Here is a 14,076-nt window from a genome sequence, read left to right as displayed (position 1 = left end):
ATTATCGGGTAGAACAACATGAAATCTTATTTATTTTTAATGACCAGTTTTTTAGTTATTTTACTAACAGCTTGTGCAAAACCCTCTACGTCAGCTACAGAAACATGGTTAACAAAAGAAACTAAAGTAAATTTACCCTCACCAATTTTAGGTCAAACCTATCACGACCAACAACTATTAACGTTTAATTATAACGGGCAACAAAATTCATTAATTGTATTAGTCGATGTGAATAACGACACATTAAACGTCGTTGGCCTATCAACATTAGGCATTCGACTATTTAAAATTGAGTATCATGATAACGTGATCACTACTGAACAGTATATTTTTATCAAAGAACTACCTCCAGCCTCGCAAATTTTATCTGACATCATGCTAAGCATTTATCCAATACAAACATGGCTAGCAGTATTGCCTGCAAAATGGCAATTAGTTGATGATAAATACCATCGAAAGCTGCTGAATGATAAACATGAAATAGTCATTGATATTACCTATCAGAAACCATTATCATCACAAATTCGCAAACCAAGTAATATTGAACATAAGGTGTTTAATTATCAAATTGCGATAGAGAGTATGGAGTAAACATTATGGTTTATATTGCGGCATTGGGAGCAGTTAATTCGTTAGGAAGCAATATTGCTAATATGAGACAGTCTTTGGCTCAAAATTACAATGCTCCCCATCATCTGACCAAGAAAAAAGGCTGGATACTGAATGATGAAAGTAGTTGGTTTGGTGAAGCAGATTATCCATTATCAGTAATACCAGATGCGCTTCAACAATTTGCGAGTCGTAATAACCAATTACTCTATAATGCCTATTTACAAATTAAGATAGAAATTGAGCAAATCATTGCCGAATATGGTCAACAACGAGTAGCTGTGATTATGGGAACCAGTACTTCAGGGATTCATGAAGGTGATCTGGCTGTTAAGCATTATTTACAAACCCAAACCTTACCCAAACACTACACATATAATCAACAAGAGCTAGGCGATCCCTCGTGCTTTTTAGCAACATTACTCGGCTTACAAGGCCCCGCTTATACAATATCTACTGCATGCACATCAAGTGCAAGAGCAATAATTAGCGGTAAACGTTTAATTGATGCCGGTATCGTTGATGCTGCAATTGTTGGGGGGGCCGATAGCTTAAGTAGAATGCCAATTAATGGCTTTTATGCCCTTGACTCAATTTCAAAGATGCCTTGTATGCCTTTTTCACAAGACCGCAATGGAATTAATATTGGTGAAGCTAGCGCACTCTTTTTGCTAACAAAAAAAGAGAGCAGCGATATTGCGGTTTTAGGAACGGGTGAGTCTTCTGATGCTCACCACATATCTGCTCCACACCCCGATGGTACTGGTGCCGAAAAAGCGATGAGAATGGCACTACACAACGCGAGTCTTAATGCGAGTGATATTGGTTATATAAATTTGCACGGCACGGCTACAGAACTAAATGATTTAGCTGAAAGTAAAGCGGTATATCGCTTATTTCAACACACAAATACCCCATGCAGCTCCACGAAACATTTAACGGGTCATACATTAGGAACGGCTGCCGCAACTGAATTAGCGCTCAGCTATTTACTCATTGAACAAAAAATGAAACTACCTCAACAAGATTTTTCCATATCGCCATTTGATTCAAAATTGGATAAAATTTCGATAATTACTCATGATATGGTATTAGAAAAACCGCTGATTATGTCAAACTCATTTGCATTTGGCGGCAATAATACCTCTCTCATTATTGGTAAAAAATAATGCAATACCATTTAGCAATAAAGTACTTACCTCATGATACACCAATGGTTATGATTCAAGATGTTCATCTTATCGATGAAGAAAACTGTATCTGTAGTGTAAATGTCAGTAAAAACGGTATTTTAGCTCCTTTTTTAACGCCACAGCATACCTTATCCAATGTCTACGTAATAGAGCTTATGGCACAAACGATTGGGGTATGGAATGGTTATCATGGTCTGAAAAACAATCACCAATGCCAATTAGGGATGTTACTCGGCGGACGAGCCATAAAAATGGAACTCGCGAAATTTGAAACAGACAGTACATTAATGATTCACGCGAAACTAGTCCTTACCGATACCAAACTAGCTAATTTTGATTGCCAAATCAGCGTCGATGATGTAACGGTTGCTACGGGTAAATTGAATGTTTATGAGCCTGATCATCTTGAATTAGAACAGTTAGTTAGTCGGAAATAAATAGGAGAATAATAATAATGGAAAAAACAGTTCTAGTAACCGGAGCAAGCAAAGGAATTGGTAAAGCAATTGCTTGTCAACTTGCTCAAGATGGTTTCACTATCGTTATTCACTATCATAGCGATAAACAAGGTGCTCAAGATACGCTCACGACAATTGAATCATTCGGGGGCAAGGCACGACTATTACAATTTGATGTCAGTAATCGCTTACAATGCCAACAAATCCTTGAAGCAGAAATTGAACAACATGGTGCTTTTTACGGAGTCATTAATAATGCAGGTATTATTCGTGATGGCGCATTTCCAGCTCTAACAGAAAAAGACTGGAATGATGTTATTCATACAGATTTAGATAGTTTCTACAACGTACTACATCCTTGTATAATGCCAATGATTGGACTTCGCAATGGCGGACGTATTATCGTAATCTCATCAATATCAGGAATTACGGGTAACCGAGGACAAGTTAATTATAGTGCAGCAAAAGCAGGACTAATTGGCGCCAGTAAAGCGCTCGCACTTGAACTAGCCAAACGGAAAATTACCGTTAATTGTATTGCTCCTGGATTAATTGATACCGGAATTTTAGACATGGAACCAATAGCACTACAAGAAGCGATGAAAATGATTCCACTCAAAAGAATGGGCACAGTTGATGAAGTTGCCGGGCTAGCCAGTTATTTAATGTCAGACATTGCTAGCTATGTTACTCGTCAGGTTATATCAGTTAATGGAGGAATGATATGAGTCGGCGAGTAGTCATAACAGGTATGGGTGGAATAACTGCCTTTGGTAATGACTGGAAATCTATTGAAGATAAGCTTAAACAATTAAACAATGCAGTAAGATATATGCCTGAGTGGGAAATTTATGATGGATTAAATACTAAACTTGGCGCCCCTATTGATGACTTTAGCTTACCAGATCACTATACTAGAAAAAAAATTCGTTCGATGGGGCGAGTCTCATTAATGTCCACCCGAGCCACAGAAATCGCACTGACACAATCTGGACTACTTGGTGATCCGATACTAACAGAGGGTCAAACAGGAATTGCATTCGGTTCCTCAACCGGTAGCACGTCTCCTGTTGCCGCATTTGCAACCATGCTTAATGAAAAACATACCAACAATATCACCGCAACGACCTACGTGCAAATGATGCCCCACACTACAGCCGTGAATACGGGATTATTCTTTGGTTTAAAAGGTCGTGTACTCACGACCTCTAGTGCCTGTACATCGGGGAGTCAAGCGATTGGTTATGCTTATGAAGCGATAAAATATGGCATGCAAACTGTTATGGTAGCAGGTGGTGCAGAGGAATTATGCCCATCAGAAGCAGCTGTATTTGATACTTTATTTGCAACTAGTCAAAAAAATTCTCATCCCAAAAGCTCCCCTAGCCCATTCGATCAACATCGTGATGGTTTAGTGATTGGTGAAGGTGCTGGTGCATTAATACTTGAAGAGTATGAACATGCCAAGGCTAGAGGTGCTAAAATTTATGCTGAAATCGTTGGCTTTGTGACAAACTGTGATGCAAGCCACATTACACAACCACGCAAAGAGACTATGAAAATCTGTATTGAACAAACACTCAAACAAGCAAACTTACCAGCAAGCGCGATTGGTTATATTAGCGCTCATGGTACAGCAACCGAGCGTGGTGATATAGCAGAAAGCAACGCTACAGCTGAAATATATGGTAATAAAACACCGATTTCATCATTAAAAAGCTATTTGGGGCACACGCTGGGAGCATGTGGAGCTTTAGAAGCATGGCTATCAATTGAGATGATGCATTCAGGTTGGTTCCATCCAACGATTAACCTTCTTACTCCAGATCCTAACTGCGGAGATCTCGATTATATTATAGGTAACGGTAGAAACTTAGATATTGAATATGTTCAAACCAATAATTTTGCATTTGGTGGAATTAATACATCAATTATTATAAAACGTATTTAAAAAATGGACGTATTGCATATAGGGATGGTACTGTCAAATTAACTTTTTTACATGAAGCTAAATTTGATAACTATCTTCTAATTTTGAAATTTAGGCACAACCTAGGTAATAAAATCCACTCTTTAAATCTTCGTTCAGCTAAAATTCGAAATTTTAGCTGAGCATAAATGCTTTGCACAATTAAAATGATCGTAAAACTTAGCTTAAATTGTATATTTCTACAGCAAATGAAGTATTGGAGCAATATTGGAGTCAACTTTGATAGAAAAAATAAAATAATCACGGTTAATCAATTCATTACTTGTTTTCATCGATTCCTGCTCCAGGACTCGCACTACTTATGCTAAGGAGAGGTAATTTGATTTTAGATTTAACGCATTTAAAACTGATCTGCCCACATTTTAGTGGAGAGTTATTTTCAAATTATTAAATCATTTTTTCTTCAAATTGAACAGGTGATAAATAGTTTAAATATGAATGTTTTCTTACTCGGTTATAGTAAACCTCAATGTACCACAAGAGCATCGATTTAGCTTGTGCCATATTTTCTAGTTTGTGTCGGTAAATCCATTCTGTTTTTAAGGTATGGAAAAAGCTTTCAGCCACCGCATTATCCCAACAGTTACCTTTGCGACTCATACTACACGTTAAGCCATAAGCCGTTAATATAGCTTGGTAATCATCGGAACAATACTGGCCACCACGGTCACTATGAACAATCACTTTACTCGGATAGCCCCGATGAAGCAAAGCCATAGTTAAGGCTTGACAAACTAGCGAGCTTTCCATATGCGTATCCATCGCCCAGCCTATGATTTTACGAGAGTAGAGATCAAGTACAATCGCGAGGTATAACCACTGTCCGTTCACTTTAATATAAGTTATATCGCATACCCAAGCTTGATTAGGTGTGTCCATGGTAAAGTGCCTATCTAAAATATTTTCAGCGACCGGTTTGTTGTGGTTACTGTGCGTTGTTTGTTTATACTTTTTGCGTTGTTTTGCTTTAAGGTGAAGCTTGTGCATTCGTCGACGAACTCGTTCACGTGATAAACAATAGCCTTCCTCCAAAAGTTCGACATGTAAACGCCGATAACCATAGAGATGCCGATGATCTTCAAATAGTGTTTCAATCTTTTTGTCAAGCTGCTGATTAAACACTGTTCTCTGAGACGGTAATCGCTTTAAATAGGCATAGTAACCACTACTTGACACGTCAAATAGATGAAATAAACGACGCTTAGATAGCGTGTTTTGCTTTTTAATAAATTCGTACCTGGCTATTTCAGGCTCGCAAAGTACTGAGCGGCCTTTTTTAGGATATCGATCTCCTTTTTACGTAGCTCAAGCTCTTTTTTCATCGCTTTATTTTGACGCTCAAGTTCGTGATAGTCTGGTTTTTTATTTGATTTTATCGCTTGATGGGTTGGTTTATTCATCGTTTGGTACATCCAATTACAAAATGTTTTGTAATTTATACCTAAATCATTGGCTGTTTGTCGATAAGTTTGTTCGCTATTTAGGGCTAAATTGCTCGCTTCTTGTTTAAATTTGGGATCGTATTTTTTACTCATTTGAGACTCCTTTTTTGTTACTAAAAAGTCTCCATTAAACTAGGAGCACATCACACCATAGCGCTTAACTTTTTTAATTCGTTTTGCATAAAGTTTACCGAATTTAATACACCAATAACGAATGGATTCATATGTAACAGCTATCCCTTTTTTCATCATGATGAGTTCAATATCACGATAACTTAACGTAAACCGATAATATAGCCACACGCAGTGGCTAATAATCGAAGAATGGTAACGGTGTCGTTGATAGATTTTATTAGTATTCATCTGTATGATTATACAAAAGATAAGTTAACTTGATAGTGCCTTAGAAGATTATCTTGAAATATGAGTAGGAATAAGTAATGGCAGAATTTAAATTGGGGTATAAGCATTACCCTAAAGACTTAGTAAAATTTAAACCGGTTAAAAACTACGACGAATTAACTAACCTTCGTTTTGGCAATGATACGCTTATTGAAATTGGACGAACCAGTGGTCAAATAGACCGTACTTTAGAGATGGCTCTTGCATTAAGTGGATCTGGTATGTTTCTTTTCGCCATTTATGCTGGAATATCATTATTGCACGATGTTAATCCTTATTCTATATACAGTGATCTAGCATTTTCGTTAGGATTAATTATATTTTCTTTGTTTGCATTAACTTTACCTCTATCACAACTAGCCAAAGCTGTTATTTGGCCAGCCGACTACCCAGTGCGTTTTAATCGTAAAACAGGTAAAGTCTATGTGTATGAGCCTAGGTTAAGTAAGCGCCATTATTATTTTCCCTTAAGGGAAATTGTCAAGCTTTATAAGCCGGTCATTAAAGTCTATGACTGGCAAAATATTGAAGGCATGGTGACGCGTAAAGGTTTCTTTTTACAGCAGGAGGTTTGTGCGGCGGTAGTTGACCTGCAAACTGACACCCTGATGGACTATTTTAGCTTATGGGATAATGCCAATTACATCAATCACAGCGAGTGGCGTTGGCTATTGAGTTATATGAATGGCATGCCGAATATGAATTACAAAAGCAAAATCCGTGGTCGTTTTTGGTTAGGTCGATTATGTAACTGCTTTGCCCCTGAATTTAGTTGGCCAGAAGGTATTGATAAAGCTTCACGAGCTGAGTCGCTTGAAGAGCTAGCCAAAATTGAACAGCAGTATGACTTAGTTGGTAAACACTACCCTTATGAACAACCATAGCGACTAGATTAGTACTGTCAAATTAATTTTTAAGAATGAATTTTAATTTGATATTTAATCCTGTAAATATCCCCTAAAATAATACAGCATACTCGTAGAATTTCTTTTAAAATAAACCAAAGGAGTTTTACAATGAGCAAACGCATGACAGAGAGCCAAATAGTCGCTATTTTGAAAAAAGCCGAAGCAGGCATACCGGTTAAAGATATTTGCCGTGAATATGGAATAGGGAATTCAACATTTTATAAATGGCGAGAAAAATACGGAGGAATGGAAGCGTCCGATATCTATCGCTTAAAAGTGCTTGAAGATGAAAATCGCCGACTTAAACAGATGTATGCTGAGTTGAGTCTCAAATCCTTGATGCAAGAAGATATTATAAAAAAGCTTTAGTACCTGTAACAGAAAGAAAAGTTTGGGCTCAAGAGTTGCAGGTAAAGTATCAGGTCAGCGTGGTTAAAAGTTGTGATGTCTCAAGTATTAGCCGCACGGCTTACTATTATGAACCTAAACTTAGCGATGACGATGAAATCATTCAGGAATTAAATCGGTTAACCGAGCGGCATCATCGTTGGGGATTTCCTAAGTGTTTTAACCGACTTCGTAAGCTAGGTTATCACTGGAACCATAAACGTGTTTACCGTGTTTATACGGAACTAAAATTGAATATGCGCCGCAAAAGTAAAAAAAGATTACCAAATAGATGCCCCAAACCGTTAGCACCTTCTGATGCATTAGGTAAGTCTTGGTCGGTCGATTTTATGAGTGATAGCTTGCATAATAAAGTTCGATTTCGTACATTTAATGTGATTGATGATTTTAATAGAGAAGTACTCGGGATCGATATTGCAACGAGCATGCCGTCTTTACGGGTAATACGTTATCTAGATAGGCTTGCTCAGTGGTATGGTTATCCGGAGAAAATACGGACTGATAACGGTAGTGAATTTACCTCGGATGTTTTTGTCAACAGGGCAAAAGCTCATGGGATTATAATTGACTACATTAAACCGGGTTGTCCATACCTAAATGGGTACATAGAACGATTTAACCGGACTTACCGTGAAGATATACTCGATAGCTATATTTTTCGTAATTTAAATGAGGTGAAACAAATGACGGTTGATTGGATTGAACAATATAATCGAGAAAGACCACATGAATCACTGAATAATATGACGCCATATGAATATCGAAATGTTGCATAAATTATTCTACGAGATCACTGTGTTACAAATGGGGTATTTACATCCCTAATTTTGAATTTTAGGTACAACTTGGGTAATAGCGCCCCACTCTTTAAATCGACGTTCAGCTAAAATCCGAAAGGCTTTAGCTGAACATAAATGCCTTGCACAATTAAAATGATCGTAAATATTGCCAAAACATGACAAGAATAATTGTGCTGATTTTAATGACTTGAATTTACGCATTTTCTTCTCTCTAAGCCTTGTTGCTTGGTGTGAGTTTTCTGCTCTGTTATTAGCATATTGTTGAGTAAGATGAGGTGTAGTTGAAAGTAATATTTTGATCGGTTTAATATAACTTTTTAGTTTATCAGTAACGACTTTTGAAACGGGTTTTTGCATACTCTTTCGGACTTTTTTAATAAATTTAGTTGCTGCTTTGCTATCTCTTTTTTCTTGAACTAACACATCAATGGTTTGACCATCTTGATCAACTGCTCGCCACAAATAGACACGTTTACCGTTAATTTTACAAAATACCTCATCCATATAAACATAATCACCATAGCGCTTAACTTTTTTAATTCGTTTTGCATAAAGTTTACCGAATTTAATACACCAATAACGAATGGATTCATACGTAACAGCTATCCCTTTTTTCATCATGATGAGTTCAATATCACGATAACTTAATGTAAAGCGATAATATAACCAGACACAATGGCTAATAATAGATGCGGGATAACGATGGCGTTGATAGATTTTATTAGTATTCATCTGTATGATTATACAAAAAATAGTTAACTTGACAGTGCCAACGAGAGTTATATTGAATTCAACACCAAAGTACTAATTTTTCTACACAGCGTAAATATTAACGCTATAATCTTTACAAAAATAGCGTGTTTAAATAAAAAGGACTATGGCAATCATGACAACATCAGATTCGCAAGTATTAGTACTCCCTGCTTATGCAGAAATTATCGATCTTCCTTTACCCGCCGTTGCAATGTCAATAATAGAACAAAACTTTAATCTATTTTTAGCTAAGTCACAGCAACAGCACCAACAGCAGCTTGATAAATATAAACGCTATCAGGTTGATTGTTCTAGCTTTGTCTCTGATTATACTAAAATACAAGGCATCACAGCCGATGATTTACAAAATATGTTTGACTATTTAAACGGTCAAGCGGCACTTAATGAAACGTTAAATCAGTTAAAATCAATCTTACCAGATGGCAGTTCATTATTGACGAATGTGATCTTGAAAGATGATCGATTACTCGCACTGCCTGAATTTAACTTATTTCATCTATTTCGTTCTTTTCAGTTACATAAAGAACCGATGAGGTGCTTTGAATATAGCTTTTATGACTATGATATTGCGCGTAACGCTGATTTACGTCAAGTTGTACAAGTGCTGAAGAATATTGATGGGTATTCCATTGAATATGCTATTGAGTATGCCTTTTTAGGTGGGGTCAGTGCGCACTTATGGATGGATAAAGAGCTGGTATGGCCATTTTTTGCTGAAAATAGGCATTATTTGGACGATGCATTGGGATTCCCTAATAAAGATAAAAACCTATTAACGCTTGACGCACGTAATGCTATTAAAATTTTATCTTATTTTCCGCGATTGCCTAATGAGTACGTTTCTTTTTTATTCGCAATCGCTTTAGCATCGACCAAAGCTTTGCGCAGTGAGGCGCAATATTTATTAATGACGCAAAAAGATATCCATCAATATGCGGAAAAAGCGTTATGGTCAACTAACGCTGAAGAGCGTATTGTTGCCGCAAAATGGTTGGCTAAAATAGGAAAGCCATCTTCAATTAATGTGCTGTATCAAGTGCTAAAACAAGAACAAAAAGAAGATGTAAAGGCCGCTATTTTAGCGACATTACAGCATTTTGGTGAGCATATTGATGACTATTTAAGCCATGACGCCTTATTAAAACAAGCCCAAAAGGGTTTGCAAACGAAAATACCGGTTGCCATTAATTGGTTGAAAAAAGAAATGCTCCCGACGCTAACATGGCAAGATGGTTCGCCGATTGATCCTTGTGTTATCTACTGGTGGATTGTTTTTTCGGTTAAGCTTAAAGATCCTAAAACCCATCCAATTTTACAGTGTTATATCAATTTATTGAGCACCGATAGCCAGCAAAAACTGGGCGTATTTATTCTCAAATCATTTATCACTTATGACACGCGAACGTTTTCGTTAGATCAGGCAACGGCACAAGCACAACAAGAATTACAAAATAGGCTTTTGATGGATCAACGAGCTCAAGCAAATCCAGAATTATACCCACAGTATCAACATGTTGTGGAGCAAGACTTCGTTGACAAATTAACAAAATTTTATTTATCTTGTTGCGTTGATGATTTGGCCATTAATTGTCGAGGCATGCTGGCGTTAATTATCGGAATTAATGGTTATCAAGCTAAATGTTTATTACAAGAGTATATAAAAAAATACCCATCAAGGCATAAACAGTTCCGTTACATGCTTGACGCCATATCGATGACTAATCACCCGTTATTACTTCAGTTTTTAAATGCTATCGCACGCTCATACCAAATATCGTCCGTTAAAAAATGTGCAAAAGCCTTATTAAATGAGATTGTCGAACGCAATAATTGGAATGATTGGCAAGTTTCAGAACGAATATTGTCCAATCTTAATTGGAATGAACATGAACAACTTATTTTAGATTATGGCTCAAGGCAATTTTTGGCAACGCTCAATGATCGATGTGAGCTAGAATTACATAACAGTGATGGCAAAGCAATTAAAGCCCTGCCCGCTATTACCGCTAATGATAGCGAATCACTTGCAAAACAGGCTAAAACAATTTTAGCCGAGAGTAAAAAAACATTAAAATCAGTCGTTGAGACTCAAACTGCTCATCTATATGAAGCCATGTGTTTACAACACCAATGGACTCTATCAGATTGGCAAACAGCGCTGCTTGAACATACGATTATGAATAAACTCGCTCAGCGCTTAATTTGGATCGAAATCAATCCAGAACAACAGATTATTAACGCCTTTAGGTTGGTAAATACAGATCAATTCGTTGACTACAACGGAAATGACGTGACACTTAAACCAAATAGCCAAATTATGCTAGCTCACAGCGCTATTTTAGACTCGTCAATTGTTGACGCATGGCTTGAATATTTAGAAAAACACCCTATCAGCCCACTGTTTGATCAGTTTCCAAAAGTGGTGATTCCAAGCAGCGCTTATCAACAACAATCGATTCAGCTAGATCAAAATTTAATGATTGATAGTGGAATGATGATTAAACTATTGCATCAGTTAAATTATCAAGCTTCATCGTGGTCGATCTATTCAGAGCAAAAAATATACAGCAAAACATTTAAACATTCAGATGTTGCAATTAACATCGAATTTATCAATGACCATTCGGATGAAAAATCAGAACAATTCATATCAGCAAGTCTTAATTTTAGTCATGAAAGGCCATTTCATCGAAAAATAGTCTCAATAACGCACGTTTCGCCAATAATCGTGTTGGAGGGATATCGCGATTATCAACAAATTATTAAATTATGTACAAAATAAAACGCAATTAAATCATGATAATCGTTACGCTGGCGATACTAGCTATTTCCGCCAAAATGGTTGGTGGCCGATTTAATTTATGTATTAAGATTCAATACACTTAGTTGAAATATAACATTATGAATAAATTTTTTACCCAGTTAAAACGCCTATTGTCACTTACTTGGCTAAAGTATTTTAAGTTGTTTAAAAACAATGAATTATCAATTAAAAGGCGAATAAGGCAGTTTAAAAAGCAAGCAATAAAATCGCCAGTAATTCAATGTGATATAGGCTTGGGCTATTATGATCCTAATGGTGGCGCACTTAATTATAAAAAAGCTTTAAAATATTTTAGGCTGGCTGCTAATCAAGGTTATGCTGAGGGGCAATATTTTTTGGGATTGATGTACTATCACGGTCATGGTGTTAAACAAAGCTATTCACAAGCATTAACATATTACAAACTAGCGGCTGATCAACATTATGTTCAAGCGCAATATGAATTGGCCGCGATGTATTATGATGGTAAAGGTACTGAGCAAAGTTATGTTGATGCCTTAAACTATTACCAGCTAGCCGCTAATCAAAATGATGCAAATGCGCAATTTTTTTTAGGACTTATGTATTACCAAGGGAATGGCGCAGCGCAAAGTTATCTTGAGGCGTTAAAATACTATGAGTTAGCCGCAAAGCAAGGTTCAGTTGTAGCACAATATTATGCGGGTTTTATGTATGATATGGGTTTGGGCGTTACGCAGAATTATGGCGAGGCATTAAAATACTATGAACTAGCCGCTAACCAAGGCATGGCGAATGCACAATATAATCTCGGTGTCATGTATGAGCATGGTGAAGGTATTAAGCAAAACTATTCAACAGCATTAAAATATTATGAACTTTCAGCCGAGCAAGGTTTGGCTGATGCTCAGTTTGGATTAGGAAGCCTGTATTACAACGGCAATGCTGTAGAGCAAAGTTATATTGAGGCATTAAAATACTATGAACTAGCCGCTAACCAAGGTATGGCGAAGGCACAATGTAATCTAGCTGTCATGTATGAGAATGGTGAGGGTATTAAGCAAAACTATTCAACAGCATTAAGATATTATCAACTTTCTGCCGAGCAAGGTTTGGCTGATGCCCTGTTTGGTTTAGGGACTATGTATTATCACGGAAAGGGAATTACGCAGGATTTGAAAAAAGCTCAGGAATTATTCCGCCAGGCTTGCGATAACGGTTCAGCACAAGGGTGCGAAGCCTACCAGTTTTTAACATCAAACATGAATTATTAATAAAGCTAGCAAAAAAAATAACTTGAATATGGCATCAAATCCCCACTCAAAAGTATATAGTTTGAAGCTTATTTAACGAGTGGTTTTTTGCTGATTTTGGGGATTGTTCGGTCGTTTGATGAATATCAGGTTATCAATTAACTTCACGGCTCACGACCGATTAAGGACGGGGCCGCCCGTCCTTAATAATCCTGCTCTCGACCTGAACATTGCGGCCGCTTTCGCGGCAAATTTCCTCGAGTATTTTCGTGGTACTGTCAAATTAACTTTTTCACACAAATCTTAATTTGACATTTAATCCCTATTTTTGAATTTTAGGCGCAATTTGGGTCATGATATTCCATTCAGTAAATCTTCGTTCAGCTAAAATACGAAAGGCTTTAGCTGAACATAAATGTCTAGCACAATTAAAATGATCGTAAATATTGCCAAAACATGACAAGAATAATTGTGCTGATTTTAATGACTTGAATTTACGCATTTTCTTCTCTCTGAGCCTTGTTGCTTGGTGTGAGTTTTCTGCTCCGTTATTAGCATATTGCTGAGTAATATGAGGTGTAGATAAAAGTAACATTTTGATAGGCTTAATATAACTTTTTAGCTTATCAGTAACCACTTTTAAAGCAGGCTGTTTAATACTTTTCCTTATCTTTTTAATAAATCGTTTAGCTGCTTTACTGTCTCTTTTTTCTTGAACTAATACATCAATCGTTTGACCATCTTGATCAACGGCACGCCATAAATAAACACGTTTACCCTTAATTTTACAAAAGACTTCATCCATATAAATATAATCACCATAACGTTTCGTTTTTTTAATTCGTTTTGCATAAAGTTTACCGAATTTAATGCACCAGTAACGAATGGATTCATAAGTAACAGAAATATCTTTTTTCATCATGATGAGTTCAATATCACGATAACTTAACGTAAACCGATAATAGAGCCACACGCAGTGGCTAATAATCGAAGAATGGTAACGGTGTCGTTGATAGATTTTATTAGTATTCATATGTATGATTATACAAAAGATAAG

At 36.7% G+C, this 14,076-nt stretch carries 12 protein-coding genes and 2 pseudogenes; 9 read left to right on the top strand and 5 right to left on the bottom strand.

Annotated elements, in window-relative coordinates:
- Positions 1-18: 18 nt before the first annotated feature.
- The 5 genes from RHO11_10485 to RHO11_10465 are packed head-to-tail and all read left to right on the top strand — an operon-like array spanning position 19 to position 4,211.
- Positions 19-591 (top strand): DUF3261 domain-containing protein, encoded by a 573-nt coding sequence (locus RHO11_10485; protein ID WVD60907.1) that lies wholly within the window; start codon positions 19-21, stop codon positions 589-591.
- Positions 592-596: 5 nt separating this feature from the next.
- Positions 597-1,778 carry a beta-ketoacyl-[acyl-carrier-protein] synthase family protein gene (locus RHO11_10480; protein WVD60906.1) on the top strand — a complete coding sequence of 394 codons (1,182 nt, stop codon included), beginning with the start codon at positions 597-599 and terminating at the stop codon, positions 1,776-1,778.
- Complete coding sequence (locus tag RHO11_10475) at positions 1,778-2,239, top strand: 3-hydroxy-fatty acyl-ACP dehydratase (protein WVD60905.1); 462 nt, start codon at positions 1,778-1,780, stop codon at positions 2,237-2,239. The genes RHO11_10480 and RHO11_10475 overlap by 1 nt, the downstream gene beginning before the upstream one ends.
- Positions 2,240-2,256: 17 nt before the next feature.
- The gene (locus tag RHO11_10470) at positions 2,257-2,988 is read left to right on the top strand and encodes a 3-ketoacyl-ACP reductase FabG2 (GenBank protein WVD60904.1); all 732 of its coding nucleotides are present in this window, start codon (positions 2,257-2,259) and stop codon (positions 2,986-2,988) included.
- On the top strand, positions 2,985-4,211 hold the full coding sequence (locus RHO11_10465; GenBank protein WVD60903.1) for a beta-ketoacyl-ACP synthase: 1,227 nt from the start codon (positions 2,985-2,987) through the stop codon (positions 4,209-4,211). Before RHO11_10470 ends, RHO11_10465 begins: the two co-directional genes overlap by 4 nt.
- 426 nt (positions 4,212-4,637) lie before the next feature.
- On the opposite strand, the gene RHO11_10460 is transcribed toward RHO11_10465, so the two are convergent.
- The 3 genes and pseudogenes from RHO11_10460 to RHO11_10450 all read right to left on the bottom strand — a co-directional run bounded on the left by RHO11_10460 (position 4,638) and on the right by RHO11_10450 (position 6,055).
- Positions 4,638-5,477: an IS3 family transposase gene (locus RHO11_10460; protein ID WVD62887.1), complete on the bottom strand. Its 840-nt coding sequence runs from the start codon at positions 5,475-5,477 to the stop codon at positions 4,638-4,640.
- 14 nt (positions 5,478-5,491) lie between these two features.
- Positions 5,492-5,785: a transposase gene (locus RHO11_10455; protein WVD60902.1), complete on the bottom strand. Its 294-nt coding sequence runs from the start codon at positions 5,783-5,785 to the stop codon at positions 5,492-5,494.
- 96 nt (positions 5,786-5,881) lie between these two features.
- Positions 5,882-6,055, bottom strand: a pseudogene (locus RHO11_10450) (IS6 family transposase).
- Between the two features lie 77 nt (positions 6,056-6,132).
- On the opposite strand from RHO11_10450, the gene RHO11_10445 reads away from it, so the two are divergent.
- Both RHO11_10445 and RHO11_10440 read left to right on the top strand, forming a co-directional pair.
- Positions 6,133-6,978, top strand: coding sequence for a hypothetical protein (locus tag RHO11_10445; protein ID WVD60901.1), 846 nt, complete (start codon positions 6,133-6,135; stop codon positions 6,976-6,978).
- A 132-nt stretch (positions 6,979-7,110) separates the two neighbouring features.
- A pseudogene (locus tag RHO11_10440) lies at positions 7,111-8,186 on the top strand (IS3 family transposase).
- Between the two features lie 45 nt (positions 8,187-8,231).
- Here the strand turns inward: RHO11_10440 and RHO11_10435 are convergent.
- Positions 8,232-8,942 carry an IS6 family transposase gene (locus RHO11_10435; GenBank protein WVD60900.1) on the bottom strand — a complete coding sequence of 237 codons (711 nt, stop codon included), beginning with the start codon at positions 8,940-8,942 and terminating at the stop codon, positions 8,232-8,234.
- A 154-nt stretch (positions 8,943-9,096) separates the two neighbouring features.
- Between RHO11_10435 and RHO11_10430 the strand changes: the two genes are divergently transcribed.
- Both RHO11_10430 and RHO11_10425 read left to right on the top strand, forming a co-directional pair.
- The gene (locus tag RHO11_10430) at positions 9,097-11,766 is read left to right on the top strand and encodes a DUF4132 domain-containing protein (protein ID WVD60899.1); all 2,670 of its coding nucleotides are present in this window, start codon (positions 9,097-9,099) and stop codon (positions 11,764-11,766) included.
- A 119-nt stretch (positions 11,767-11,885) separates the two neighbouring features.
- On the top strand, positions 11,886-13,040 hold the full coding sequence (locus RHO11_10425) for an SEL1-like repeat protein (GenBank protein ID WVD60898.1): 1,155 nt from the start codon (positions 11,886-11,888) through the stop codon (positions 13,038-13,040).
- A gap of 301 nt (positions 13,041-13,341) precedes the next feature.
- Here the strand turns inward: RHO11_10425 and RHO11_10420 are convergent, their stop codons facing one another.
- Positions 13,342-14,052, bottom strand: coding sequence for an IS6 family transposase (locus RHO11_10420; GenBank protein WVD60897.1), 711 nt, complete (start codon positions 14,050-14,052; stop codon positions 13,342-13,344).
- Positions 14,053-14,076 lie beyond the last annotated feature (24 nt).

The sequence above is a fragment of the Orbaceae bacterium BiB genome, from assembly GCA_036251205.1.
Classification (GTDB): domain Bacteria; phylum Pseudomonadota; class Gammaproteobacteria; order Enterobacterales; family Orbaceae; genus Orbus; species Orbus mooreae.
This window is presented reverse-complemented; position numbering and strand designations above follow the sequence as displayed.